Genomic DNA, 25093 nt, shown 5'->3' on the forward strand with positions numbered 1-25093 from the left:
TAAAAAATATGGAGGTGTTCACCTTGCTGAAATACATCGGTAAACGATTCATTTACATGATCATCACGCTGTTTGTGATTGTCACCGCCACTTTCTTCTTAATGCAGGCAGCCCCGGGCGGACCATTTTCCGGCGAAAGAAAGCTGACGCCTGAAATTGAAGCAAACTTAAACGAACACTATGGTCTGGACAAGCCTCTTTTCGTTCAATATGTCAGCTACTTAAAATCTGTAGCGATGTGGGACTTTGGGCCTTCTTTTAAATATAAAGGCCAAAGTGTTAATGATTTAATCAATTCCGGCTTCCCCGTCTCATTCACTCTCGGTGCAGAAGCCATTCTCCTCGCATTAGCGTTTGGTGTGCTTTTCGGGGTGCTGGCTGCCCTGTACCATAATAAATGGCAGGATTATACCATTGCGATTTTAACGATCTTTGGTATCTCAGTTCCGAGTTTTATATTGGCAACGATTTTGCAATATATTTTCTCCATTAAATTAGAACTGTTCCCGGTCGCGGGGTGGGAATCCTGGGCATACACCTTTCTGCCCTCCATTGCGCTCGCTTCCATGCCGATGGCATTTATCGCCAGACTCTCCCGTTCAAGCATGATTGAAGTGTTAAACAGCGATTACATACGGACTGCAAAAGCAAAAGGCCTTTCCCGGCCGTCAGTCACCGTGCGCCATGCGCTTCGAAACGCACTTTTGCCCGTCGTGACATATATGGGGCCGATGGCGGCATCCATTTTAACGGGAAGTTTCATCATTGAATCGATTTTCGGAATCCCCGGTTTAGGCGCGCATTTTGTAAACAGCATTACAAACCGTGATTATACGGTCATTATGGGAGTTACCGTGTTCTTCAGCGTGATCCTGCTTTTATGCGTATTGATTGTAGATGTGCTGTACGGATTGATCGATCCGAGAATCAAGCTTTCTAAAGCAAAGAAAGGAGCCTAGACCATGCAGAACATTCCTAAAAATATGTTTGAACCAGCTTCAGCTAATGCCGGCGATGCCGAAAAAATAAGTAAAAAAAGCCTTTCCCTCTGGAAAGACGCCATGCTCCGCTTCCGCAGCAATAAGCTTGCGATGGTCGGGTTGGTACTGATCGTTCTTATTATTCTTATGGCGATTTTTGCACCTATTTTTTCAAAATATGATTATGCGACTACCAATCTATTAAATGCTGATAAAGCCCCGTCGAAAGATCATTGGTTCGGCACCGATGACCTTGGAAGGGACATATTTGTCCGGACATGGGTGGGCGCGCGGATTTCGATCTTTATCGGAGTCGCAGCTGCCGTGCTGGATTTATTAATCGGCGTAATCTGGGGCAGTATTTCCGGATTCCGCGGCGGACGCACAGATGAAGTGATGATGCGCATCGCCGACATTCTGTGGGCTGTTCCTTCATTATTAATGGTGATTTTGCTGATGGTTGTTCTGCCGAAAGGGTTGCTGACCATTATCGTCGCCATGACGATCACGGGCTGGATCAATATGGCGAGAATCGTCCGCGGACAGGTGCTGCAATTAAAGAATCAGGAGTATGTGCTTGCTTCGCAGACACTCGGTGCCAAAACCGGCCGGCTTTTGTTTAAGCATATCGTCCCGAATGCGATGGGATCTATACTTGTAACGATGACGCTCACGGTTCCGACGGCAATTTTTACAGAAGCGTTTTTAAGTTATTTGGGGCTTGGCGTACCTGCGCCGCTTGCGAGCTGGGGGACGATGGCCTCAGACGGATTGCCTGCATTAACCTATTACCCTTGGCGTCTGTTCTTCCCTGCAGGATTTATCTGCCTGGCGATGTTCGGCTTTAATGTTGTCGGCGACGGGTTAAGAGACGCGCTGGATCCTAAGTTACGCAAATAAGGAGTGATATGAGTGACACGCTTGCTAGAAGTAAAAGACTTAGCCATTTCATTTAAAACATACGGCGGAGAGGTACAGGCAATCCGCGGCGTGAATTTCCATTTGAATAAAGGAGAGACGCTGGCGATCGTAGGGGAGTCAGGTTCCGGAAAAAGTGTGACATCTCAGGCGATTATGAAGCTGATTCCGATGCCTCCGGGCTATTTCAAAAGAGGACAGATTCTTTTTGACGGGCGCGATATCGTGCCGATGTCCGAAAAAGAAATGCAGGCCATCAGGGGAAAGGACATCGGAATGATTTTCCAAGATCCGATGACCTCTTTGAACCCGACGATGAAAGTCGGCAAACAAATTATGGAAGTGCTTTTCAAACATGAAAAAATCTCAAAAGAAGCTGCGAAAAAACGCGCCATAGAGCTGCTTGATCTCGTCGGAATCCCGATGCCTGAAAAACGGATCGGCCAATTCCCGCATGAATTTTCAGGCGGTATGAGACAGCGCGTCGTCATCGCGATGGCGCTCGCGGCAAATCCGAAGCTGTTAATTGCCGATGAACCGACAACAGCGCTTGATGTAACGATTCAGGCGCAAATCCTTGAGCTGATGAAAGATCTGCAAAAGAAAATTGATACGTCTATCATTTTCATCACGCACGATCTCGGCGTTGTCGCCAATGTCGCCGATCGGGTCGCCGTCATGTACGCGGGTCAGGTGGTTGAATCGGGCACGGTGGATGAAATCTTTTATGATCCGCGCCATCCGTATACGTGGGGGCTGCTTGCCTCAATGCCGAGTCTGGACAGCACAGATCAGGAAAAACTGACGGCCATTCCGGGCACGCCGCCTGATCTCACAAACCCTCCGATAGGGGACGCATTTGCGCTCCGCAGCTCGTATGCGATGAAAATTGACTTTGAACAGGAACCGCCGATGTATAAAGTGTCCGACACGCATTTTGTGAAATCATGGCTTCTGCATCCTGATGCGCCTAAGGTCGAGCCGCCAGAAGCGGTGAAGGCTAAAATCCGTCAGCTGCCGAATACGTATCAGCAGCCTGTTTTAATGAAGGAAGGTGAAAAAAATGACTGAGAAACTGCTTGAAATCAAACATTTACAACAGCATTTTTTTACGCCGAAAGGAACGGTAAAAGCCGTAGATGATTTATCATTTGATATTTATAAAGGCGAAACGCTCGGCCTTGTCGGAGAATCGGGCTGCGGTAAATCAACGACGGGCCGCAGTATTATCCGGCTGTATGAGGCAACCGGCGGGGAAGTTCTCTTTAACGGGGAAAATGTCCACGGGAAAAAATCCCGCAAGAAGCTGCTGGAGTTTAACCGGAAAATGCAGATGATTTTTCAGGATCCGTACGCTTCGTTAAATCCGAGAATGACAGTCGCCGACATTATTGCCGAGGGAATAGATATTCATCGCTTGGCCAAAACGAAAAAAGAGCGGATGCAGCGGGTTCACGAACTGCTGGAAACGGTCGGTTTAAATAAAGAGCATGCCAACCGCTATCCGCATGAATTTTCGGGCGGGCAGCGTCAGCGTATCGGAATCGCCAGAGCATTGGCGGTTGATCCGGAGTTTATCATTGCGGACGAACCGATTTCGGCGCTTGACGTTTCCATTCAGGCGCAGGTCGTCAATTTAATGAAAGAATTGCAGCAAGAAAAAGGGCTCACTTATCTGTTTATCGCCCATGATTTATCAATGGTCAAATACATCAGCGACCGCATCGGCGTCATGTATTTCGGGAAGCTGGTGGAGCTTGCGCCGGCGGATGAGCTTTACGAAAATCCGCTTCACCCTTACACGAAATCATTGCTGTCCGCTATCCCGCTTCCTGATCCGGACTATGAACGAAATCGCGTGCGAAAGAAATATGATCCGTCAATTCATCAGCTCCAAGACGGAGAAAAGATGGAATTTCGCGAAGTGAAACCGGGACATTTTGTCATGTGCACAGAAGCTGAATTTAAAACCTATCTATAAAAGCCGCATCCTTCAAGACTTAGTCTTGGAGGATTTTTTTTCGCGCACATCCAAGTTTATTCAGCCTGCTCCCGTTTTCCTATAATGGAAAAAAAGGGGGAGATCAGTATGAAAACCATTTTATGCGCCTTTGCGGCGGGACTGTTTTTCAGTGCAGCCGCTTATCCGGCACAGGCGGCTGTAAAAGAAGAGCAGCCGCTTGTAAAAATAGCGCTGACTGAAAAAGAGCTGCCAAAAGCAAATGAGAGGTTTGCTTATCCGTCCGGACTGCATTTTACACGTCCTGATAAGGTCCGGGGCATTTACGTCACAGGACATTCAGCGGGAGGGAGCAAATTCGGGGAGCTGACAGACTTTGTGGACAAATCGAAGCTCAACACAATGGTGATTGATGTGAAGGACGACAACGGAAATCTTACCTTTAAACCGGACGGTCATTCTGAGTATGACAAAATCGCCAAACCGTACATCAAAGATCCAAAAAAGATGATGAAAAAGCTGGAGGAAAAAAAGATCTATCCGATCGCGCGTATTGTCGTATTTAAAGACAGCGAACTCGCGAACGAAAAGCCGGAGTGGTCCTTTAAAGAAAAAAACGGAAGCGTCTGGAAAAACGGCCGCGGAGAATCGTTCGTCAATCCGTTTATGAAAGAAGTATGGGATTATAATGTAAAGATTGCAAAACAAGCTGCGAAGATGGGCTTTCAGGAAATTCAGTTTGATTATGTCCGTTTTCCTGAAGGATTTGAAAAACGTGATGGCGAACTGACATACGGACACGGCGATTACGGAAAAACAGCAGACAGCAATGTGCAAAAACGTGTTCATGCCGTCACCGATTTTGTAAGATATGCGAAGAGAAAACTCAAGCCGTATGGCGCAAATGTGTCGGTTGATATTTTCGGCTATTCTGCCACACTGCCGGAAGCGCCTGGGATCGGCCAGAATTTCAGCAAAATTTCAGAACAGGTCGATGTCATTTCATCTATGATTTATCCGAGCCATTGGACAAGCTATTTCGGCATTGATAAACCGGATCTTGAGCCTTACAATGTCGTCAAAGAATACGCGAAGGTAGAAAATAACAAACTGTCTAAACTGAAACACCCGCCTGTGTCGCGCCCGTGGCTTCAGGACTTCACGGCTTCTTATCTTGGCAGCGGAAATTATCAAAAGTACGGGAAAAGCCAGGTGGAAGACCAGATTAAAGCGCTGCATGATGAAGGAATTGACGAATTTTTATTATGGGATGCGGCAAACCGTTATACAAAAAATGTCGATTACACACCATTTAAAAAAAATTGAAACCATGTCAAAGGGTCACACGTCTTAATAGATGTAAGGTTGTTTAAACAATCGGAAATGGGGTATATCTAAAAGTGTGAAGACAACGAACCCATAAGGAGCAAATGAATGAACTGGTACGAAAAGCTGAGTGAATATTTTCCGATTGAAGAAATGAAATCAAAAGCGCATATGGAAGCTCTGTTAAAGGAGCGAAGCGATGTTTATCATAAAGAAGAAGGGCAGTACCACGTGCTGATGTATGAGGAATTTGACTCTTTCATCTTTATTGATTACCTGTTTGTGTCGAAGAAATCCAGAGGACAAGGTCTCGGAAGCAAGCTGATCGGCAGGCTGAAAAAGAAAAACAAACCGATTCTTCTTGAAGTGGAGCCTGTTGACGAGGATGATACGGACACACAGAAGCGCTTGCGTTTTTATCAAAGAGAGCATTTCAAGCACGCGCAGTCAATCGGGTATCGGCGCCGGTCATTGGCTACGAATGAAGTGAACAAAATGGAGATTCTGTACTGGTCGCCTAAGACGGAGTCAGAAGAAGAAATGTTTGAAGCGATGAAACAGACATATGAAAACATTCACACTTATAAAGATGAAAAATGGTACGGAGAATCATACGAAAAAACGGATGAAGTTCTCAAAGTCATTGAGGAGAACAAACGAAAAAACATTTTCGATCAGCTGAGCTAATTGAGAATGGGAAATAATCCGCAAAACGTAAATTTGCCGGATTGACACATTTTTTTCTCAGGAGACTGTTCATACTTACTTTTTTATAGTATAATACCTATAAAGATTCCTTTTTTAAAGTCATTTCAATTTGAGAATACAAACATGTTCATCCTACTAATTAGAGGAGTGAAGATTAATGGTTACATTATACACATCACCTAGCTGTACGTCATGCAGAAAAGCAAGAGCTTGGCTTGAGGAGCACGAGATTCCGTTTGAAGAAAGAAACATTTTCTCTGAGCCGTTATCAATTGATGAGATCAAGCAGATTCTGCGTATGACTGAAGACGGTACGGATGAAATTATCTCTACCCGTTCTAAAGTATTCCAGAAACTGAACGTAAATGTTGAATCAATGCCGCTTCAAGATTTGTACACTTTGATCAATGAGCATCCGGGACTGCTCCGCCGTCCGATCATCATTGATGAAAAACGTCTGCAAGTCGGCTATAACGAAGATGAAATCAGACGATTCCTACCTAGAAAAGTACGTTCTTTCCAATTAAGAGAAGCACAGCGTCTGGCTAACTGATATAAGCTTACGATAAGCATGGAAAAAGCCCAAAACCGTCGGCGGTTTGGGCTTTTTATTATTTTTCAGTCTGCTGATAAATCATACTGGCGAGGATGACAAAAGCGACGGTCAAAATCGGCAGCATCATCTGTAAAGTGCCGTGTTCTGCCATGAAGAAAGACAGCTTGCTGTCCCCGGCAATCATTTCACCGCCGGTAAATGCGAGAAGGCCGCTTCCGGCGTACATCAGTAAAGGCATTTTCTCCATAGCGGCATGAACGAGCTTGCTGCCCCAAATGATAATCGGCACCGAGATGAAAAGCCCTATCACTACAAGCGTCAGCTCACCGTGAGAAGCGCCGGCTACTGCGATGACATTGTCAAGAGACATAAAGATATCAGCCAAAACAATTGTGCGGATGGCTTTCCAAAGGGAAGAACTGCTTTTCACATGCTGCGCATCTTTCTTCTCAATCAGAAGCTGATAGCCGAGATACAATAAAAACACCCCGCCTGCGCATTGTAAAAATGGAACATTCAATAAATAGACCGCGGCGCTCGTCAGCACGATTCTCAAGACGACTGCGATAAACGTTCCGAAGAGGATCGCTTGCTGTCTTTGTTTATGCACCAGATTCCGGCTGGCCATCGCGATGACGACGGCATTGTCACCGCCGAGAATGAGATCAATTCCGATAATGAGCAGAAGGGACAGCAGGTAATCGTGCGGCATGGTAACACCTCGCTTATAGTTCGGTTGCTTGTACAGCTAATATATGAAGCAGTGTGCCATTTATGATGGGAACCGGGAGAAAGCCTGTTTTTCGGCGTGAAAATGCATTTTTATTTCTTTTATAACTGTTTTATCATAAAATAGAAATATACAGAATTTGTGCTGTCTTCTATAAGGTTAAGATGTGGACGGAATGGGTAAAGTGTAGTAAAGTACTATTCATCGGGAGCTTAGATGTCCCTTCAACATCTTATAAAGAAGGGAAGGTTGGCAAAATGGAAATAGAAAGAATTAACGAGCATACTGTAAAATTTTATATGTCTTATGGTGATATTGAAGATCGCGGTTTTGACAGAGAAGAAATCTGGTACAATCGCGAGCGCAGTGAAGAACTGTTCTGGGAAGTCATGGATGAAGTTCATGATGAAGAGGAATTCGCTGTCGAGGGTCCTCTTTGGATTCAGGTTCAGGCATTGGACAAAGGACTGGAAATAATCGTAACAAAAGCCCAGCTTTCCAAGGACGGACAAAAACTCGAACTGCCGATCCCGGAAGATAAAAAACAAGAGCCGGCAGATGAAAATCTCGATGCTTTACTTGATGATTTCCAGAAAGAAGAGCAGGCCGAGAGCCGGGAAGATAAGGAGCAAAAGCTTCAGTTCACTTTGCGGTTCGATGATTTTGAGGATCTCATCTCGCTTTCAAAATTGAATCTTAACGGAATTAAAACGACCCTGTATTCGTTTGAAAACCGATATTATTTATATGCAGATTTTTATGAGCAAACTGATGAAGAGGTTGAAAATCAGCTAAGCATCCTGTTGGAGTACGCGCACGAATCGTCAGTCAGCATTCACCGTCTTGAAGAATACGGTAAATTGGTGATCGCTGATCATGCGTTATATACGATAAAAAAACACTTTGCATCATAACAAACCGATTTCTCTCAGCAGAAATCGGTTTTTTTTGTTCTGAATGACATGATAAACGGCTGAAAACCCCATAACAGCGCTCACCCGCAAACAGGATTATGCCTTCTTTCTGCTGAATACAACAAGATTCAGGAAAGGAGAAGATGCAATATGTTCAGTGCTGTGAATGCCGACGGCCGGCTCATTCAGCTGGCTGGAAGCTATTCAAAGGAAAAGGCGGCGGAGCTGAGAAATAAGCGCTGGTTCTGCCCCGTGTGTAAAAGTGAGCTTGATATTAAACTTGGACGGGAGAAACTGCCGCACTTCGCCCATAAAAAAAGCAGGCTGTGTCCGGGAGAATCCGAGCCTGAAAGTGAATACCATCTGGAAGGAAAAAGACAGCTTTTTCTCTGGCTTAAGGCACAAGGGTGCACCGTCAGTCTGGAGCCGTATCTGACTTCCGCAGGTCAGCGGCCTGACTTGACGGCTGAAAACGGAAAAGAGAGGCTGGCTATTGAATTTCAATGTGCGAACCTTTCGGCAGACTCTTTAAAGAGCCGGACGGCAGGCCTGAAAAACGCCGGATACCGGCCGGTCTGGATCATCGGGGCAAAACGCCTGAAACGGCTGGCTGCGCATTTTTTCCGGCTTTCTGCATATCACTGGCAGTTCTTTGAAGCGAATTCATTTTCATCCTTGATGTTTTACTGCCCCGACGCCCGCTCCTTTTACAAACTGCATTCCATCACCCCGTTTTACACCGGCTATTCTTATGCCGGCTTAACCACGATCCCTCTTCACAAAGCAAACCTGAAAGACATTTGTCATCCGGAAGGGCGGCACAGCGTCAAACTTTCCTCTTGGAGATGCGCCGTAGCCGGATTCCGCAAAAAAAGCGGCCGGTTTTTATCTGAGGATGCCGGTCTCATTCGGCGGCTTTTTTACGAGAGACACCAGGTTGCATTTCCTTTTCTGCCTTCTGAAGTGTTTATTCCCGTTTCAGCGGGATTTGTGTTTGCAAGTCCCGTTTTCGTATGGCAGGGCCATTTATACTTGCGGCTTGCGGAGCTTTTTGAAAAAGGAGCACCGATCCGGTTATCCGGCATGGTTCAAAATGTACGGCATAACATCCGCCGTCAGGAAATCCGGATGCGGTACGATTCTCACGAACATCTTATCGGAATGGCGGTAAAACAATATGCGGATTTCTTATGCTTGCAGGATTTTTTAAGGGAAACTGAGAATGAAGTATATATGCCCTCATCTCAACAGAAGCGCCCTCAAACGGCTGAAGAGCTGCGTCAGCGGGATCGGCTCTTTTTTGGGGAATGAGAATGCTTGATTTCGTTCACCCTAACGTCAAGGTGGTGGCTGAATGTGAAGGGCGTACGGGCATTTTGTTTTCGTTTTTTCACTGGATTATTGGTATGCTTGGTCTTATATGCCGCATATGATTTGACAAAAGGCAGTGAAAAGCCGGAAGATAATCACAACACAAGTTTTTGGAGGAACAATCGTTTTTTCAATTGGCTTGAAGTAAAGAAAACGAGGGGGATCACCATGACTGAGGAAAATAAAGCAGCACAGCTGCCTGACAGAAGTGAAGTAAAGGCAGAGCATACATGGAGACTAGAGGATATTTTTCCTAGTGATGAGGCCTGGAATAAAGAATTTCAAGCGGTTAAAGAATTAATTCCGAATTTATCTTCCTTTAAAGGCACGCTTGCTCATTCAGCCGATAATTTATACGCGGCGCTTACCGCACAGGATGAAGTGACGAGCCGTCTGGGGAAACTTTATGCATACGCGCATATGCGTTCAGACCAGGATACGGGAAATTCTTTCTACCAAGGGCTGAACGACAAAGCTGCAAGTCTGTATTCTCAGGCTGCCAGTGCGACTGCTTATATTGAACCGGAAATTCTGGCGATTCAGGAGGACAAGCTGCATCAGTTTATTCTGGAAAAAGAAGAGCTGAAGCTTTACTCCCATGCAATTGAAGAAATTACAAAACAGCGTCCGCACGTGCTGAGTGAAAGAGAAGAGGCCCTGCTTGCGGAAGCGTCAGAAGCGCTGTCTTCGCCTTCCAACACATTCAGTGTTTTAAATAACGCCGATATTACGTTTCCGTCAATTAAAGATGAAGACGGCAAGGAAACTCAAATCACACACGGCAACTTTATTAATTTTCTGGAAAGCAGCGACCGGGAAGTCCGTAAAAACGCCTTTAAAGCCGTATATAAAACATACGGACAGTATAAAAACACGATGGCGACTACACTCAGCGGCACTGTGAAAAAAGACAATTTCTACGCCCGCGTGAAAAAATACAAATCAGCACGGGAAGCGGCTTTATCCAATAACAGCATCCCTGAAGAAGTTTATGATAACCTGATCAAAACGATCAATAAACACCTTCCGTTATTACACCGCTACATTGATCTGCGGAAAAAAGTGCTCGGCCTTGATGAAGTCCATATTTATGACCTGTACACACCGCTTGTAAAAGATTCGGGAATGAAGGTCACATATGAGGAAGCAAAAGATTATATGCTCAAAGGGCTTGCTCCGTTAGGCGAGGAATACGCGTCTATTTTAAAAGAAGGACTTGAAAACCGCTGGGTCGATGTATACGAAAACAAAGGAAAACGCAGCGGTGCTTATTCGTCAGGTACATACGGCACGAATCCGTACATCTTGATGAACTGGCATGACAATGTCAACAATCTGTTTACGCTCGTTCACGAGTTCGGCCATTCCGTGCACAGCTACTATACGAGAAAATATCAGCCGTATCCGTACGGAAACTACAGCATTTTTGTCGCTGAAGTCGCTTCTACGACCAATGAAGCGCTGCTTGGTGAATACATGCTGAACAGCTTAAAAGATGAAAAACAGCGTCTGTACCTGCTCAACCACATGCTTGAAGGTTTCAGAGGCACAGTCTTCAGACAGACGATGTTCGCTGAATTTGAGCATCTGATTCATACGAAAGCGCAAGAAGGCGAGCCGCTGACGCCTGAACTGCTGAGCAAGCTTTATTATGATCTCAATAAAAAGTATTTCGGAGACAACATGGTGATTGATAAAGAAATCAGCCTGGAATGGTCAAGAATTCCGCATTTCTATTACAATTATTATGTGTATCAATATGCGACAGGCTACAGTGCGGCCCAAGCGCTGAGCAGCCAGATCTTAAAAGAAGGCAAGCCTGCGGTTGAGCGTTATACCGAATTCTTAAAAGCGGGAAGCTCAGAATACCCGATCGACATACTGAAAAAAGCGGGAGTCGATATGACATCGCCTGAACCGATCGAGGCGGCCTGCAAAATGTTTGAAGAGAAACTGAATGAAATGGAAGAACTCCTTTCGAAAGTGAACCCTTCATAATAGAAAAAGCCTGTGCAGAAGATGCGCAGGCTTTTTAAAATCCTTTAAACGTTTTTCGGTGATTCAGCCGGTACAGGGCAAACAATATCGACAGAAACAGCAGGGGAGATGTGATGTAAATCGGCAGCATGTGCATCATGGCCAGCAGATTTAAAAAGAAGAAAAACACAATCATTCCGATGGTCAATACGGTGCGAAGCATGTATGTCCCTCCTTGTTTACATTGATATATTCTATGAAAACAAGCAGTCAGTTATGTTTTGTGACAAAAATATGAACATTAAGCTTATGGGTTGTCAAAACTCGACAAGATTTGATATGATAAGGATGTGAAATTGATCACAAACAAACATTACCCCTTTGTTTGACCGTGAAAAATTTCTCCCATCCCCTTTGTTGTCGTTAAGACATATGAAACCGCGCTTATCCCGGCGCGGTTTCTTTATTTGCACAAAAAAAGCCGGCTCCGTAAGGAATCAGCTTTTTTTAATGATCGCAGCAGGTGACATCCTCTTTGGTTCCGGTTAAGGATTTCCAAAACAGACCGTGCTTTGCATCCACTCTGGCGACCTTTTTGGCGAATGCCAGTTTTTTCATTTCTTTTTCAACTTCCTCAAGGCTTAAATCATAAACAAGTGCAATTTCTTTCGATGCGACAAATCGGAAATATTCAATGAAACATTCCAAAGGCGGCGTTTCAGAAGGCTTCGGTTCATCGCCGAGCATTTCGAATAAGATGTCTTCGTATACTTCATAAGAATAGTTGCCGGGCACTTTCAGCCCTTCGTCATCATGCAGGCTGTTAAAGAACGTCAATGTCGGATTAACGGTGACATCCATTTCCGCGGCGATTTTCATATCGCACTGCAGTGCTTTTACCGCGCTTTGTGAATGGAGATCGCGTTTAAATTCTTCGACATCCAATTTCGTCTTTTTGGCAATCTCTAAAAGAACGTCTTCATCTGTAATATTCTGCTTTGAGACAAACAGGCTTTCCTGCATGTTGCGGAGAAACAGGATGCCGGCCTTTCTTCCCTGCAGTTCGGCCGCTTTTAAAGCGAGTGCCGCCAGATAAGGTGATGAAAGGGGCTGATCCTGCTCAAGCCAAAGGCTTCCGTCACACGGCATCCCGGAACGGTTCGCGATTTTTTCCCAAGCTTCGGCAAGAAGGTGTTTTTTACGCTTTTGCTTATTCAGTGATGTGATGCTCGCGGAAACAATGATCCGCAGCGTAAAAAAACGTCCGTATCGGATTTTTAATTTTTTTATGGCGGGCTCCAGCGACCAGCATTCAGGACATAAAGGGTCGACAAACATGTAAATTTCCAGCGGTTTTTTTGGATGTCCGTGGCAATGGGCGAAGTATTGCTCATGCTGATAATTCGTCAATATGATCGATCCTCCGCTTCCGACTGGTTTACCATATGTCTGGCCGTTAATTCCAGACGCCCGTACAGAAATTCACGAATATCGCCCTCTAGCCCGACATGATCCATCGCTCTGCTCATACAGCTCAGCCACGCATCAGCCCTTTCTGCCGTAATCGGAAAGGGAAGATGCCTTGCTCTGAGCATGGGATGGCCATGTTCTTCAGTATAGAGGGGAGGCCCGCCTAAATACTGGGTTAAAAATTGCTTTTGTTTTCTGGCCGTTTCAGTCAAATCACTTGGGAATATCGGCTTCAGCAAGGGATGAGACGAGACACGCTCATAAAAAGTATCAACAAGTTGCGATAGAAGTTCCTCTCCAATCGCTTCATATGGTGCGTTAAACGATTGTCCCATGTTGACTACTCCTTTTATATGGCTAATAGGAATCATAATTCCTATTGCGAAATTATCTTTCAGTTTTACTATCTTCAGTTACTGTATATTTTAGCAATAACATTTTATTTCTACAAACAAAGTGCCTTTCTGTCAGGCGCTTGTATTTCATATCATATCACATCGACTTCATTCATGTGTAAGATTTACTCCGCAAAAAAACCAGAGAAGGAAGCCTCTCTGGTTTACGCGTAATACTGCCGGGTGATGTTTTTGACATATTGCTGTGTTTCTTTAAACGGCGGAATGCCTCCGTACTGATCTACGTTGCCGGGGCCTGCGTTGTAGGCGGCTAACGCCAGAGACACATTTCCGTCGTATTTTGTGAGCATCTGCTTTAAGTATTTCGTCCCGCCGTCAGCGTTCTGGACGGGATCAAGCGGGTTTGACACCCCGAGTGATTCAGCCGTGGAAGGCATGAGCTGCATCAGTCCCATCGCCCCCGCACCGCTGACCGCTTTCGGATTAAAGCCTGATTCCTGTTTAATAACCGCACGGATCAGCTTTTCGTCGACCCCGTATTTTTCGGCCGCTTTTTGAATGGCGCTGTCTATTGAAAAGTTTCCGGTGCTGATGTCAGAACCTGTATGCGCAGGTTTTATGCCGGAAGAAGCGGTCTGTGAAGCGGCCGCGGGACTGACTGAAACCGGTATTCTCGGTGAATATGAAGTATGATCGGTCCGCACCCCGTTTAAAATACCCGCTTCCGGCTGCTGCCGGACGGCTGTGCCCGTATATTGGCTGAGCAGCGCGCTGAAATTTGCAAGCGGGCTTTCTGCAGATTGTCCGCTTGAAGCGGTGCTTGTATTAGACATTGATTGCAGCGCCATTGATTGAAGCTGGAGAAGGGCCGCCCAATTCGTTATATTCACTGTGTCATTCCACCTTTTTTTGTTTCTGTTCATAAAAACGCTGGATTTTATTTTTAGTGACCCGCTGAGGGATGCCGAATTGCTTGAGCAATTGTTCAAACGCCCGTTTTCCTTCGTCCCAGTCAGCAGCCTCGAATTCCAATTCAAAGTCTTCTTTCTCTAAATATCGGCTGTGATCTAAAATGATTAAGCCTTTTTCTGATTCTTTTTCCGCGCGTTCAGTCGACAGCGTTCCGAAGTAACAAATGGCTTCTGAATGGATGCCGAGACCGTCCAGCTGCCGTTTTACGGGGCCTTCGGGGATCTTAAAGCTGTCAAGGTCAGGCTGTTTTGCAAGCTCTTGGTGCGTTTCCAGCAGACCGACCGCGGCAGGCTCTTTTAAAGTCAGGACGAACGCGCCGTTTTTTTCACGGATGCGGAGGGCTGATTTTTTTTGTTTCAGAGAAAAATCTTTTGTATCGAAATAATGATTGATTTGCTGCTTAAAATCATGTTTTTTCATGCCGAGTGCTTCACTCAGCTTCTGAAATTCTGATTTTGTCAGCAGATTTTTGAATTCAATTTCTATTTCTTGGGTCATGACAGTCTTCCTTTCAGGACGAAAAATTGTATAATTCCCATTATCTCTTTAGAGGTTACGTTTATCAATATCGACCTTGATATGATAAAATAAATGCTGTACTTTGTTAAAAAAGGAGAACATTATGCAAAAGAGAATTGAAATTCAAAATGCATCATTAACAGAAGACGTGCTCCGCCTGAAGTGCGGAGAGGACTTAAGCGGAGCGGAACGCAAAGCCTCAGGTCAAATGCTTGTTGATTCCGATCACTTTGCTTTTGTATACATACTTGAAACAGCTGACTCTTTTGAATATGTCATTATAAAAGAACATGTATGGCCGGATCTGAAAGAGGCCTTTGACAAAAGAAAACCGGCGGTGCTGGAGGCCGGCGGCAAAACGGTTGAACTTTCAGGGCTGCATGAAGAACTCGATTATCTTATTGAAAATATTAAAGATAATGCAAACTACGGAGATATGGAAGAAAAAGTGAAAAGCGTATTTCTTTAGAACAGGTTCGGAATTGGGGGATGTACGATGGATGACAAACAATGGGAGCAATTTCTAGCGCCATACCGCCAGGCTGTTGAGGAATTAAAGGTGAAGCTGAAAGGCGTCAGAACCCTTTATGAGTATGAAGATGACCACTCACCGATTGAGTTTGTGACAGGCCGCGTGAAGCCGGTGGTAAGCATACTTGAAAAAGCGAGACGGAAAAGCATACCGCTTCATCAGATTGAAACGATGCAGGATATCGCAGGACTGCGTATTATGTGCCAATTTGTCGATGATATCCAGATCGTCAAAAATATGCTGTTTGCCAGAAAAGATTTTACCGTTGTCGACAAGCGGGATTACATAGCAGAGCATAAAGAGAGCGGATACCGGTCTTACCACCTTGTCGTTTTATATCCTTTACAAACTGCGTCCGGAGAAAAGCATGTTCTTGTGGAGATACAGATTCGGACGCTTGCCATGAACTTTTGGGCCACCATTGAGCATTCACTGAATTACAAATACAGCGGGAACATTCCCGAAAAAGTAAAGCTGAGGCTGCAGCGGGCCTCGGAAGCCGCATCCCGGCTCGATGAAGAAATGTCTGAAATCCGCGGAGAGATTCAGGAAGCCCAAGCCGCGTTTTCACGAAAGAAAAAAGCGGGAGGCCACCAGTAGAAAGGAGGGGAATGGCATGAAATTTGCCGTTTCTTCAAAAGGAGACGAAGTTTCAGATACACTGAAAAGCAAAATACAGGCGTATTTACTTGATTTTGATATGACCTTGGATGAAAAAGAGCCGGAAATCGTTATTTCCGTCGGCGGTGACGGAACGCTTCTCTACGCATTCCACAGATACAGCGACCGTCTGGATAAAACGGCTTTTGTCGGGGTTCACACGGGGCATTTGGGTTTTTATGCCGATTGGGTTCCGCAGGAGATAGAAAAGCTTGTTCTTGCCATCGCCAAAACGCCGTATCATACCGTGGAATATCCCCTTCTTGAAGTGGTTGTCACTTATCATGATGAAGAGCGTGAGGAACGGTATCTGGCTTTGAATGAATGTACGATCAAAAGCATTGAAGGCAGTCTCGTCGCTGACGTTGAAATTAAAGGCCAGCTGTTTGAAACGTTCAGGGGAGACGGTTTATGTCTGTCAACGCCTTCCGGAAGCACGGCTTATAATAAAGCGTTAGGCGGCGCGATCATCCATCCTTCCATCAGAGCGATTCAGCTTGCGGAAATGGCATCCATCAACAACAGAGTGTTCAGGACTGTCGGTTCGCCGCTTTTGCTTCCCGATCATCATAACTGTGTCATCAAACCGAGAAACGACGTCGACTTCCAAGTCACAATTGATCATTTGACCTTGCTGCATAAGGATGTCAAATCTATTCTATGCCGGGTGGCAAATGAAAAAGTCAGATTTGCAAGATTCCGCCCTTTTCCGTTTTGGAAAAGAGTGCAGGACTCCTTTATCGGAAAAGGCGAATAGAAAGAGGAAACGGATTGAACAACTTTTTTATCCAAAAGAATATTTCAGCCCGGGAAGCCGGCATGACGGTAAAAGAATATACGGCACAGCTTGGCATTTCGAAACGGCTTCTCGCCGACATCAAATTCGGCGGGGGAGATCTTCTTGTCAATGGAGAGCATGTAACCGTCCGCGCCGTATTAGCGGCAGGGGATGTGCTTAAGATTGAATTCCCAAAGGAGCATGTGAGTGAAACGCTTTTGCCTGAGCCGGTTCCGCTTGACATTCTTTATGAAGATGACCATGTGCTGGTGGTCAATAAACAGCCGTATGTTTCCTCAATTCCATCACGGGAACACCCGTCGGAAAGCATCGCTAACGGAGTGATCAGCCATTACTTAAAAAGCGGCGTACAGTCGACGGTTCATCTCGTCACCCGTCTTGACAGGGATACGTCGGGAGCGATGCTGATCGCCAAGCATCGGCTTGCTCATTCTCTTTTGTCGGCAGCGCAGAAGAAGGGGCTTGTCAGCAGGCGGTATCTCGCTGTCGTACACGGCGTCATGCAGCAGAAAGAAGGAACGGTGGACGCGCCAATCGGCAGAAAACCCAGCAGCATTATTGAGCGGATGGTAACGCCGGAGGGACAAGAAGCGGTAACGCATTTTCAAACGGAAAAAACCGGACGTGTGTTTACGCTTGTGCAGTTGCGGCTTGAGACGGGGCGGACGCATCAAATCCGGGTGCACTTGAGTTACCTCGGCCATCCGTTAGTCGGTGATACGCTGTACGGCGGAAAAAACGAGGGAATTGCACGGCAGGCGCTTCACAGTGAGCGGCTTTCATTCGTACACCCCATAACAGGAAAAACGCTCGTTTTTCATGCCCCCGTTCCTGACGATATGAAAACATTGATTGAACATATGTAAAGCCCGAACCGTTTACCGGTTTCGGGCTTTTTTTCATGTCTGACTGCCTTGATCTTCGCGAAAGCGTGAAGCATCATAGGGCATTGAGCTTTCAACAGAGACGGTTTCATGCTCCGGAAAGCGAAAGCCTGTCAGCTGATTCCCGAAGACGCATCCTGTATCAATGTTGATTGTACGGTTGACGATCCGGGGGCGTTTTACTGGGGTATGGCCGTAAACAATCCATGCCTTCCCTTCATAGGCGGCGGCCCAGTCTCTTCTGACGGGTCTGCCGTCGGGATACGTTTCACCCGTGATATCGCCGTACAACACAAATTCTTTTACCTTACGCGAGTATTTACCGATATCGTCAGCTTTTATGCCGGCGTGGGCGACAACGAGATCGCCATTATGTAAAATGTCATAAAGCGGCGCTGACTCATATAATCGGATAAATTGTCTGGAGACTTCCGTTCTGTCGGCGGGAGACAGCTCTTTCAGTTCGGCTGCCGTCGTTTCCAGTCCGTGCATCACTTTTACGGGGTTTCCTTTTAAGTAACGATATAGTTTGTTGCAATGATTTCCCGGGACATAACGGACGATGCCTTTTTCATATGCTTTTGCCACGAAACGCATCACATCTACGGATTTGGGGCCTCTGTCTGTTAAATCTCCCGCAAAGACTAGCGTTCTGTCTTCAGAATGGACGGGCATTCCGTCTTTCAATTCATATCCGAGCTTTTGCATTAACGCGATCATTTCGTCATAACATCCGTGTATATCGCTGATGATGTCATAAGCCATTCTGTCAGCCTCCCTTTTCCGGTTTTTTATTTATTATGGGACTAATTCCTTTACCTAATTACGCTGTTTTGGTACAAATTAAAAAAAGAATTTGAAGAAATAATGCCTTATCACTTTTTTTTCGCCGCCAGCCTTGTTAGAATATGCGTTATGTTTTTAAAAAAAGTAAGGTATTGCCCGCTTTAAGCGGGCTTTTATAACCCTTGTTTTAAGGAGGTATTTACAAATGGAACACACATCAGTCGCTTCTTTAGTCGTCGTTCTGATCGTCGCTTTTTTGACGCCGCTCCTTTTACATCGGTTTAAGCTCAGCATTCCGGTCGTTGTCGCGGAAATCATCATGGGGCTTATTATCGGAAAAAGCGGCCTGAATCTCGTCGTTCAGGGAGACACGTGGCTGGAGACGCTGTCTGTTCTCGGCTTTATCTTTTTAATGTTTTTAAGCGGATTGGAAATTGACTTTTCGTCATTTGAGAAAGGGAAGAAAAAACAATTCCTTCCGAACGGCAAGGAAGCACCCAATACGTTTTCTGCCGCACTGATCATATTTTTCGGCATCTTTATTTTATCATTGCTGCTGTCCTATGCCTTTGTATTAGCCGGTTTTATTCAAAACGCGTTTTTAATGACGCTTATTATTTCGACAATATCACTCGGTGTGGTCGTTCCGACTTTAAAGGAAGAACGGATCATGAATTCCAATATCGGCCAGATCATTCTGCTTGTCGCCGTTATTGCGGACTTGGCTACGATGATTCTGCTCGCTTTCTTCTCTTCTCTTTACGGGGAAGACAGCGGAAATATGTGGCTTCTTCTGATTCTCTTTGCCGCGGGGGTGGTGCTGTATTTCTTCGGCAGGATCTTTAAACACCGCTCGTTTGTGCAGTCGATGTCTAAAGGCACCGTCCAGATCGGCACGCGAGCCATTTTTACACTGATTATCGTGCTTGTCGCTTTATCGGAATCTCTCGGGGCGGAAAATATTCTCGGTGCATTTTTAGCAGGCGTTTTAGTATCGCTTCTGTCGCCGAATAAAGAAATGGTGGAGCAGCTGGATTCATTCGGCTACGGGTTTTTAATTCCGATCTTTTTCGTCATGGTCGGGGTGAAGCTGGACATATGGACGCTCTTCCAAGATCCGAAAACATTGACGATGATTCCGCTGCTTCTGCTTGCGCTGTTTATCAGCAAAATATTCCCGGTGTTTTATTTAAAGAAATGGTATGACAAAAGAACCGTGTTTGCTTCGGGGTTTTTGCTGACTTCTACGCTGTCGCTTGTTATCGCGGCGGCTACGATCGGAGAAAGGCTTCACATTATCAGCGCCAATATGTCCGGCGCGCTGACTTTGGTTGCGGTTATCGCCAGCATCATCACACCGGTCGGCTTTAAAAAATTATTCAAACGGCAAAGTGCGCCGCAGGAAAAAAAGCGCATTACATTTATCGGCGCCAACCAAATGACGCTTCCGGTGACGCTGGAGCTGCCTGATGAGGAATATGATGTGCGGGTCGTCCATGTGTATCAGGAAAATGCCGGGGAAAAGCTTGCGGAATCCGTTTTTTCTGTTGAAACGATTTCTGATTACGAGCCCGGCACGCTTGAGTCGCACGGTATTTTTAAAACGGATATTCTGGTCGTGGCGACGGGAAATGAAGATGTGAACGCTGAAATCGCCTTAATGGCGAAAGAGAAAGGGACTGAGCGCATCATCGCAAGCGTCGGCTCGGTTGAACATGAAACAAAACTGAAGGAAGAGGGCATCAGTATTTTTTCTATCCTTCTGTCTACAAAGACGCTCTTGCGCGCATTAATTGAGGCGCCGGGCGTGATGAACCTTCTGACGAATGAAGAGTCTTCGCTTTATCAGATCAATCTGGAAAATACGGCGTATAACGGCATTATTCTGCGCGAATTTCCGCTGATGGGCGATGTGATTTTCGTCCGGATTTTCAGAGGTGTGGACAGCATCGTTCCGCATGGGGACACGAGGCTGAAAACAGGAGACCGTCTCATCGTTACGGGCTCGCGCAACTACGTGTCGGAGCTGAGAAAAATCCTTGAAGCTTGACCAAATTGCATTTCGTGATAAGATAGAAGACATAACAAGTAAATGATAATCGTATGACCACTAGGGGTGTCCTTCATAAGGGCTGAGATAAAAGTGAGACTTTTAGACCCTCATAACTTGAACAGGTTCAGACCTGCGTAGGGAAGTGGAGCGGTATTTTTCGGGTTCCTTTTATCCAGATAAATTCCAAACCACTTTTCCGATGCGGGAAAGTGGTTTTTTTATTTTATCAGGGGGGAAAACTTTATGACATTTTCTGAAGAATGCAGACTGGCGGCAGCCGAATGGTGGGATGGAAGCTTTGTTCATCCGTTTGTAACAGGGATCGGTGACGGAAGCCTGCCGTTAGACCGTTTCAGTTATTACGTGCTGCAAGATTCCTACTACTTGACGCATTTTGCAAAAGTTCAGGCGTTTGCAGCCGCATATGCCGAAGACTTGTTTACGACGGGAAGGATGGCGGGCCACGCTCAAGGCACATATGAAGCGGAAATGGCGCTGCACCGCGAATTTACGGAGCTTTTAGGGATTACAGAAGAAGAGCGTGCGGCATTTAAGCCGGCGCCGACAGCCTATTCTTATACGTCTCATATGTACAGATCGGTGATGAGCGGCAATTTTGGAGAAATATTAGCTGCACTTCTGCCCTGTTATTGGCTTTATTATGAAGTCGGCGAACGCTTAAAGGAATGTAAACCGGAACATCCGATTTACGAAAAATGGATCGGTACATACGGCGGAGACTGGTTCAGACAGCAGGTCGAAGAACAGATCAGCCGTTTTGACGAGATTGCTGAAAACAGCACAGAGGAAATCCGCGCGAAAATGAAAGAGAATTTTGTGATTTCAAGCTATTATGAATATCAATTTTGGGGAATGGCTTATCAAAAAGAAGGCTGGTCGGAGAAGGGCGGAAAAGAGGTGGAGTCCTTTGGAGCTGCACGCCGTAACTGATAATCGCAAACCCGTTGCCGAGCTGGCCGAGGATATTCTATCGATTCAGCGCGAAGTAAGCTTTATCCATATCAGGGAGCGGGACAAAACAGCGGGAGAGATCATGCAGCTTTTGTCCCTTTTGAAAAAGGGAGGTGCGGATAAGGACAAATTGATCATCAATGATCGGGCGGATATCGCGTTTTTTGCCAATATACACCGTGTTCAGCTCCCGTCCAGCAGCTTTTCCGTAAAGCAGGTGCGAAGCAGATTTCCCCATCTTCATATCGGACGTTCGGTACATTCACTGCAAGAAGCTGTCCAAGCTGAAAAGGAAGATGCGGATTACGTGGTATTCGGCCACGTGTTTGAAACGGAATGTAAACAAGGACTTGAGGCAAGAGGCATCGGCCTGCTTTCAGATATCAAACGCACGCTTTCCATCCCCGTCATTGCAATCGGCGGAATGACACTGCAGACGATCCAGCTCACAAAGCAGGCGAAACCGGACGGAATTGCTGTCATGTCAGGCATTTTCTCAGCTGAAAATCCTGAGGAGGCGGCAAAACGGTATGCACGCGCGGTGAGGGAGGCTGATTATGAAGAAGCACTATGATACGGCGGTTATCGGGGGCGGAATTATCGGATGCGCCATTTCTTATGAGCTGGCGAAGACGCAGCAGAACGTTGTCTTGTTTGAAGCTGGGGAAGTCGGCCGAAAAACGACAAGCGCTGCGGCGGGAATGCTTGGCGCTCACGCGGAATGTGAAAACCGGGATGCGTTTTTTGATTTTGCTATGCACAGCCAAAGACTGTATGAAGCGGCGGGGCAAGAGCTTGAGGAAGCCAGCGGCATTGACATCAGGCGCCATAACGGCGGAATGCTTAAACTGGCGTATACCGAAGAAGATATCGCCCGTTTACGGAAGATGGATGATCTGCCTTCCGTCACTTGGCTTTCAGCGGAAGATGCCCTTGAAAAAGAGCCTTACGCTTCAAAAGACATTCTCGGCGCAAGTTTTATAAAAGACGATGTCCATGTCGAACCTTACTATGTTTGCAAAGCGTATGCAAAAGGAGCGCGGCGCTATGGCGCTGACATATATGAGCATACACAAGTCACTTCCGTAAAACGGGTGAACGGGGAATACTGCATCACAACGTCCGGCGGGGATGTTTATGCTGACAAAGTCGCAGTTGCCAGCGGTGTATGGAGCGGCCGGTTTTTCAGCCAGCTCGGCTTGGGACAGCCTTTTTTCCCTGTGAAAGGAGAATGCCTCTCTGTGTGGAATGACGAAATCCCGCTGACCAAAACCCTTTACCATGATCATTGTTATGTCGTTCCGAGAAAAAGCGGGCGGCTTGTCATCGGCGCCACGATGAAACAGGGCGACTGGAGCGACACGCCTGACATCGGCGGGATTGAGGCTGTCATTGCGAAAGCGAAAACCATGCTTCCCGCCATCGAACATATGAAAATAGACCGGTTTTGGGCGGGGCTCAGGCCGGGGACAAAAGACGGAAAGCCGTTTATCGGGCGGCATCCTGATAACAGCGGCATCATATTCGCCGCCGGCCATTTTCGAAACGGCATCCTGCTAGCTCCGGCAACGGCTGAAATGGTGCGGGATATGATCCTGGGAAGACAGGTTAAACATGAATGGGAAGAAGCGTTTCGAATTGATCGCAAGGAGGCTGTTCAAATATGATCCTTCAGCTGAACGGAAAACAAATTGATTGGAATCGAAAAGAGGGGACGGTTCAGGATTTGCTTGAATCGTATCAGCTTGATCAAAGAATCGTAGTTGTAGAAAGAAATAAAGAAATCATCGAAAAAAAGAATTATGAAAACACAAGTTTATGTGATCGCGACGTCATAGAAATTGTCCATTTTGTAGGAGGCGGATGAGGATGTTAACAATAGGCGGGAAACAGTTTCAGTCAAGATTGCTGTTAGGAACGGGAAAATATCCGAGTTTTGAGATTCAGAAAGAGGCGGTGGCCGTCTCGGAATCAGATATTTTAACCTTTGCGGTGCGGCGGATGAACATCTTTGAACAGTCTCAGCCAAACTTTCTCGAACAGCTTGATTTGTCTAAGTACACGCTTCTCCCGAATACAGCCGGCGCCGCAACGGCTGAAGAGGCGGTCAGAATCGCAAGGCTTGCTAAAGCTTCAGGACTTTGTGACATGATAAAAGTGGAAGTCATCGGTTGCAGCCGGTCACTTTTGCCTGATCCGGTTGAAACGCTGAAAGCATCAGAGCAGCTGCTTGAAGAGGGATTTATCGTTCTTCCGTATACGTCAGATGATGTCGTGCTCGCAAGGCGTCTTGAGGAGCTCGGAGTCCATGCTATTATGCCGGGCGCTTCACCGATCGGTTCAGGCCAGGGAATTTTAAATCCGCTGAATCTGTCCTTCATCATTGAACAGGCGAAAGTTCCGGTCATTGTCGATGCCGGCATCGGTTCTTCAAAAGACGCTGCCTGCGCGATGGAGCTCGGAGCTGACGGTGTGTTATTAAATACCGCTGTGTCAGGCGCTGATGATCCGGTCAAAATGGCCCGGGCGATGAAGCTTGCCGTAGAAGCGGGCCGCCTTTCTTATGAAGCCGGGCGGATTCCGGTGAAAGATTACGGAACTGCTAGCAGTCCGCGGGACGGTCTTCCGGTATGACGGACAGATATTCCAGACAGGAGCTGTATCAGCCGATCGGTCCCTCCGGACAGGAGAAGCTCCGGTCGTCTCATGCCGTGATTATCGGCGCGGGTGCGCTTGGTGCGGCAAATGCAGAGATGCTTGTCAGAGCAGGGGTCGGGAAGGTAACGATCGCTGACAGAGATTATGTGGAGTGGAGTAATCTCCAGCGCCAGCAGCTTTATACCGAAGATGATGTCAGACAGGAAATGCCGAAAGCCGCGGCAGCTGAAAAACGGCTTAAATCCATAAACAGCGATGTAGATGTGAAAGGATTTGTCATGGATGTCACTGCGGAAAACGCACCCGGACTGATTTGTGACGCATCTCTTATCATTGACGCGACTGACAACTTTGAAACGAGGCTGATTGTGAACGATGCGGCTGTACAGAAAGGAATTCCCTTTCTGTACGGCGCCTGTGTCGGCAGCTATGGACTCTCCTTTACCGTCATTCCCGGTGTCACGCCGTGCCTTCACTGTCTGCTTGAGACATTGCCTTTAGGCGGTATGACATGTGATACGGCGGGAATTATCAGTCCGGCTGTATTACAGACGGCTGTTTTTCAGACTGCAGACGCGCTGAAGCTGTTAACAGGCGGACCTGTTGAGCATGTTCTCCGCTCGTTTGATTTGTGGAAAAATGAACGGTCCGAAATAAATGTTGCCCGTCTCAAGAAAGCTGATTGTCCAAGCTGCGGCACGAACGCTTTTCCGTTTTTATCTTACGAGAATCAGTCAAAAGCGGCTGTTCTGTGCGGGAGAAACACGGTACAGATCAGAACGGGAATCTCAGAGCCGTTTGACCTGCAAAGGCTTTCGGGACAGCTCAGACGGGCCGGGCTTGACGTTTCGGCCAATCCGTATTTAATTTCTTTCACGACAGACAGTTTCAAGATGGTTCTGTTTCGTGACGGCAGAGCATTAATTCACGGTACAAGCGACATCAGCAGAGCGAAATCCTTTTATCATAAATGGATCGGATAATGCGAAAGG

28 protein-coding genes and 1 riboswitch are annotated in these 25093 nt (G+C 46.4%); of the genes, 21 read left to right on the plus strand and 7 right to left on the minus strand.

The features are described 5' to 3' along the window. The first annotated feature begins 23 nt into the window (after positions 1 to 23). The 7 genes from AD710_RS13490 to spx all read left to right on the plus strand — a co-directional run bounded on the left by AD710_RS13490 (position 24) and on the right by spx (position 6445). Positions 24 to 959: an ABC transporter permease gene (locus tag AD710_RS13490; RefSeq protein ID WP_016938235.1), complete on the plus strand. Its 936-nt coding sequence runs from the start codon at positions 24 to 26 to the stop codon at positions 957 to 959. 3 nt (positions 960 to 962) lie between these two features. After that, positions 963 to 1880, plus strand: coding sequence for an oligopeptide ABC transporter permease OppC (gene oppC / locus AD710_RS13495; RefSeq protein WP_049628257.1), 918 nt, complete (start codon positions 963 to 965; stop codon positions 1878 to 1880). 12 nt (positions 1881 to 1892) lie between these two features. Further along, positions 1893 to 2969, plus strand: a complete 1077-nt coding sequence (locus AD710_RS13500) for an ABC transporter ATP-binding protein (protein WP_049628258.1) — start codon at positions 1893 to 1895, stop codon at positions 2967 to 2969. Continuing rightward, a complete protein-coding gene (oppF, locus tag AD710_RS13505; protein WP_016938232.1) occupies positions 2962 to 3879 on the plus strand; it encodes an oligopeptide ABC transporter ATP-binding protein OppF in 918 nt (305 codons plus the stop codon). Before AD710_RS13500 ends, oppF begins: the two co-directional genes overlap by 8 nt. Positions 3880 to 3987: 108 nt before the next feature. Then, positions 3988 to 5184, plus strand: coding sequence for a putative glycoside hydrolase (locus tag AD710_RS13510; protein ID WP_049628259.1), 1197 nt, complete (start codon positions 3988 to 3990; stop codon positions 5182 to 5184). A gap of 108 nt (positions 5185 to 5292) precedes the next feature. Further along, positions 5293 to 5871: a GNAT family N-acetyltransferase gene (locus tag AD710_RS13515; RefSeq protein WP_049628260.1), complete on the plus strand. Its 579-nt coding sequence runs from the start codon at positions 5293 to 5295 to the stop codon at positions 5869 to 5871. 178 nt (positions 5872 to 6049) lie between these two features. Then, entirely contained in the window at positions 6050 to 6445 is a 396-nt protein-coding gene (gene spx, locus AD710_RS13520; protein ID WP_003327578.1) for a transcriptional regulator Spx, read from the plus strand. Between the two features lie 58 nt (positions 6446 to 6503). Here the strand turns inward: spx and AD710_RS13525 are convergent, their stop codons facing one another. Further along, on the minus strand, positions 6504 to 7160 hold the full coding sequence (locus AD710_RS13525; protein WP_049628261.1) for a TerC family protein: 657 nt from the start codon (positions 7158 to 7160) through the stop codon (positions 6504 to 6506). Positions 7161 to 7435: 275 nt separating this feature from the next. On the opposite strand from AD710_RS13525, the gene mecA reads away from it, so the two are divergent. The 3 genes from mecA (at position 7436) to pepF (ending at position 11461) form a co-directional block, all read left to right on the plus strand. Next, positions 7436 to 8092, plus strand: coding sequence for an adaptor protein MecA (mecA, locus tag AD710_RS13530; RefSeq protein WP_045925332.1), 657 nt, complete (start codon positions 7436 to 7438; stop codon positions 8090 to 8092). A 150-nt stretch (positions 8093 to 8242) separates the two neighbouring features. Then, positions 8243 to 9403, plus strand: coding sequence for a competence protein CoiA family protein (locus AD710_RS13535; RefSeq protein WP_049628262.1), 1161 nt, complete (start codon positions 8243 to 8245; stop codon positions 9401 to 9403). A 228-nt stretch (positions 9404 to 9631) separates the two neighbouring features. Continuing rightward, a complete protein-coding gene (gene pepF, locus AD710_RS13540; RefSeq protein WP_099745180.1) occupies positions 9632 to 11461 on the plus strand; it encodes an oligoendopeptidase F in 1830 nt (609 codons plus the stop codon). A gap of 34 nt (positions 11462 to 11495) precedes the next feature. Here the strand turns inward: pepF and AD710_RS19880 are convergent, their stop codons facing one another. The 5 genes from AD710_RS19880 to AD710_RS13565 all read right to left on the minus strand — a co-directional run bounded on the left by AD710_RS19880 (position 11496) and on the right by AD710_RS13565 (position 14736). Beyond that, entirely contained in the window at positions 11496 to 11663 is a 168-nt protein-coding gene (locus tag AD710_RS19880; protein WP_016938224.1) for a hypothetical protein, read from the minus strand. Between the two features lie 284 nt (positions 11664 to 11947). Beyond that, positions 11948 to 12850 carry a protease adaptor protein SpxH gene (spxH, locus tag AD710_RS13550; RefSeq protein WP_016938223.1) on the minus strand — a complete coding sequence of 301 codons (903 nt, stop codon included), beginning with the start codon at positions 12848 to 12850 and terminating at the stop codon, positions 11948 to 11950. Next, positions 12847 to 13245 (minus strand): globin domain-containing protein, encoded by a 399-nt coding sequence (locus tag AD710_RS13555; RefSeq protein ID WP_016938222.1) that lies wholly within the window; start codon positions 13243 to 13245, stop codon positions 12847 to 12849. Before AD710_RS13555 ends, spxH begins: the two co-directional genes overlap by 4 nt. 224 nt (positions 13246 to 13469) lie before the next feature. Beyond that, complete coding sequence (locus tag AD710_RS13560; RefSeq protein ID WP_049628263.1) at positions 13470 to 14156, minus strand: lytic transglycosylase domain-containing protein; 687 nt, start codon at positions 14154 to 14156, stop codon at positions 13470 to 13472. A 4-nt stretch (positions 14157 to 14160) separates the two neighbouring features. Further along, positions 14161 to 14736 carry a CYTH domain-containing protein gene (locus AD710_RS13565; protein WP_049628264.1) on the minus strand — a complete coding sequence of 192 codons (576 nt, stop codon included), beginning with the start codon at positions 14734 to 14736 and terminating at the stop codon, positions 14161 to 14163. Between the two features lie 124 nt (positions 14737 to 14860). Here AD710_RS13565 and AD710_RS13570 point away from each other — a divergent pair, with 124 nt between their 5' ends. From AD710_RS13570 to AD710_RS13585, 4 genes are read left to right on the plus strand one after another with little or no spacing between them, the layout of a single operon-like run. Continuing rightward, complete coding sequence (locus AD710_RS13570) at positions 14861 to 15226, plus strand: UPF0738 family protein (RefSeq protein ID WP_016938219.1); 366 nt, start codon at positions 14861 to 14863, stop codon at positions 15224 to 15226. Positions 15227 to 15253: 27 nt separating this feature from the next. Further along, positions 15254 to 15889, plus strand: a complete 636-nt coding sequence (locus tag AD710_RS13575) for a GTP diphosphokinase (protein WP_016938218.1) — start codon at positions 15254 to 15256, stop codon at positions 15887 to 15889. Between the two features lie 16 nt (positions 15890 to 15905). After that, a complete protein-coding gene (locus tag AD710_RS13580; RefSeq protein ID WP_047477853.1) occupies positions 15906 to 16706 on the plus strand; it encodes an NAD kinase in 801 nt (266 codons plus the stop codon). Between the two features lie 14 nt (positions 16707 to 16720). Next, positions 16721 to 17614, plus strand: a complete 894-nt coding sequence (locus tag AD710_RS13585; RefSeq protein WP_047477856.1) for an RluA family pseudouridine synthase — start codon at positions 16721 to 16723, stop codon at positions 17612 to 17614. Between the two features lie 33 nt (positions 17615 to 17647). Here the strand turns inward: AD710_RS13585 and prpE are convergent, their stop codons facing one another. After that, complete coding sequence (prpE, locus tag AD710_RS13590; RefSeq protein WP_047477859.1) at positions 17648 to 18397, minus strand: bis(5'-nucleosyl)-tetraphosphatase PrpE; 750 nt, start codon at positions 18395 to 18397, stop codon at positions 17648 to 17650. 226 nt (positions 18398 to 18623) lie between these two features. On the opposite strand from prpE, the gene AD710_RS13595 reads away from it, so the two are divergent. From AD710_RS13595 to AD710_RS13625, 7 genes are all read left to right on the plus strand, one after another. Beyond that, on the plus strand, positions 18624 to 20468 hold the full coding sequence (locus AD710_RS13595; protein WP_016938214.1) for a monovalent cation:proton antiporter family protein: 1845 nt from the start codon (positions 18624 to 18626) through the stop codon (positions 20466 to 20468). Between the two features lie 52 nt (positions 20469 to 20520). Further along, a riboswitch (TPP riboswitch) is annotated at positions 20521 to 20629 on the plus strand. 85 nt (positions 20630 to 20714) lie between these two features. After that, complete coding sequence (gene tenA / locus AD710_RS13600; protein WP_016938213.1) at positions 20715 to 21422, plus strand: thiaminase II; 708 nt, start codon at positions 20715 to 20717, stop codon at positions 21420 to 21422. Then, complete coding sequence (tenI, locus tag AD710_RS13605) at positions 21400 to 22017, plus strand: thiazole tautomerase TenI (protein ID WP_049628820.1); 618 nt, start codon at positions 21400 to 21402, stop codon at positions 22015 to 22017. The genes tenA and tenI overlap by 23 nt, the downstream gene beginning before the upstream one ends. Then, positions 22001 to 23110: a glycine oxidase ThiO gene (gene thiO, locus AD710_RS13610; RefSeq protein WP_049628265.1), complete on the plus strand. Its 1110-nt coding sequence runs from the start codon at positions 22001 to 22003 to the stop codon at positions 23108 to 23110. The genes tenI and thiO overlap by 17 nt, the downstream gene beginning before the upstream one ends. Then, positions 23107 to 23310, plus strand: coding sequence for a sulfur carrier protein ThiS (thiS, locus tag AD710_RS13615; protein ID WP_003155008.1), 204 nt, complete (start codon positions 23107 to 23109; stop codon positions 23308 to 23310). Before thiO ends, thiS begins: the two co-directional genes overlap by 4 nt. Continuing rightward, entirely contained in the window at positions 23307 to 24077 is a 771-nt protein-coding gene (thiG, locus tag AD710_RS13620; protein WP_095240937.1) for a thiazole synthase, read from the plus strand. Before thiS ends, thiG begins: the two co-directional genes overlap by 4 nt. Continuing rightward, positions 24074 to 25084 carry a thiazole biosynthesis adenylyltransferase ThiF gene (locus AD710_RS13625; RefSeq protein WP_049628266.1) on the plus strand — a complete coding sequence of 337 codons (1011 nt, stop codon included), beginning with the start codon at positions 24074 to 24076 and terminating at the stop codon, positions 25082 to 25084. The genes thiG and AD710_RS13625 overlap by 4 nt, the downstream gene beginning before the upstream one ends. The last annotated feature ends 9 nt before the right edge of the window (positions 25085 to 25093 follow it).

The organism is Bacillus sp. JFL15 (assembly GCF_001184225.1).
Lineage (GTDB): Bacteria > Bacillota > Bacilli > Bacillales > Bacillaceae > Bacillus > Bacillus siamensis.

Excerpts from the sequence above, each read along its gene's own strand:
- oppC (WP_049628257.1), top strand. The coding sequence starts at position 963 with ATGCAGAACATTCCTAAAAATATGTTTGAACCAGCTTCAGCTAATGCC.
- oppF (WP_016938232.1), top strand. The coding sequence starts at position 2,962 with ATGACTGAGAAACTGCTTGAAATCAAACATTTACAACAGCATTTTTTT.
- AD710_RS13510 (WP_049628259.1), top strand. The coding sequence starts at position 3,988 with ATGAAAACCATTTTATGCGCCTTTGCGGCGGGACTGTTTTTCAGTGCA.
- AD710_RS13515 (WP_049628260.1), top strand. The coding sequence starts at position 5,293 with ATGAACTGGTACGAAAAGCTGAGTGAATATTTTCCGATTGAAGAAATG.
- spx (WP_003327578.1), top strand. The coding sequence starts at position 6,050 with ATGGTTACATTATACACATCACCTAGCTGTACGTCATGCAGAAAAGCA.
- AD710_RS13525 (WP_049628261.1), bottom strand. The coding sequence starts at position 7,160 with ATGCCGCACGATTACCTGCTGTCCCTTCTGCTCATTATCGGAATTGAT.
- mecA (WP_045925332.1), top strand. The coding sequence starts at position 7,436 with ATGGAAATAGAAAGAATTAACGAGCATACTGTAAAATTTTATATGTCT.
- AD710_RS13535 (WP_049628262.1), top strand. The coding sequence starts at position 8,243 with ATGTTCAGTGCTGTGAATGCCGACGGCCGGCTCATTCAGCTGGCTGGA.
- pepF (WP_099745180.1), top strand. The coding sequence starts at position 9,632 with ATGACTGAGGAAAATAAAGCAGCACAGCTGCCTGACAGAAGTGAAGTA.
- AD710_RS19880 (WP_016938224.1), bottom strand. The coding sequence starts at position 11,663 with ATGCTTCGCACCGTATTGACCATCGGAATGATTGTGTTTTTCTTCTTT.
- AD710_RS13555 (WP_016938222.1), bottom strand. The coding sequence starts at position 13,245 with ATGGGACAATCGTTTAACGCACCATATGAAGCGATTGGAGAGGAACTT.
- AD710_RS13565 (WP_049628264.1), bottom strand. The coding sequence starts at position 14,736 with ATGACCCAAGAAATAGAAATTGAATTCAAAAATCTGCTGACAAAATCA.
- AD710_RS13570 (WP_016938219.1), top strand. The coding sequence starts at position 14,861 with ATGCAAAAGAGAATTGAAATTCAAAATGCATCATTAACAGAAGACGTG.
- AD710_RS13575 (WP_016938218.1), top strand. The coding sequence starts at position 15,254 with ATGGATGACAAACAATGGGAGCAATTTCTAGCGCCATACCGCCAGGCT.
- AD710_RS13580 (WP_047477853.1), top strand. The coding sequence starts at position 15,906 with ATGAAATTTGCCGTTTCTTCAAAAGGAGACGAAGTTTCAGATACACTG.
- prpE (WP_047477859.1), bottom strand. The coding sequence starts at position 18,397 with ATGGCTTATGACATCATCAGCGATATACACGGATGTTATGACGAAATG.
- AD710_RS13595 (WP_016938214.1), top strand. The coding sequence starts at position 18,624 with ATGGAACACACATCAGTCGCTTCTTTAGTCGTCGTTCTGATCGTCGCT.
- tenA (WP_016938213.1), top strand. The coding sequence starts at position 20,715 with ATGACATTTTCTGAAGAATGCAGACTGGCGGCAGCCGAATGGTGGGAT.
- thiO (WP_049628265.1), top strand. The coding sequence starts at position 22,001 with ATGAAGAAGCACTATGATACGGCGGTTATCGGGGGCGGAATTATCGGA.
- thiS (WP_003155008.1), top strand. The coding sequence starts at position 23,107 with ATGATCCTTCAGCTGAACGGAAAACAAATTGATTGGAATCGAAAAGAG.
- thiG (WP_095240937.1), top strand. The coding sequence starts at position 23,307 with ATGAGGATGTTAACAATAGGCGGGAAACAGTTTCAGTCAAGATTGCTG.
- AD710_RS13625 (WP_049628266.1), top strand. The coding sequence starts at position 24,074 with ATGACGGACAGATATTCCAGACAGGAGCTGTATCAGCCGATCGGTCCC.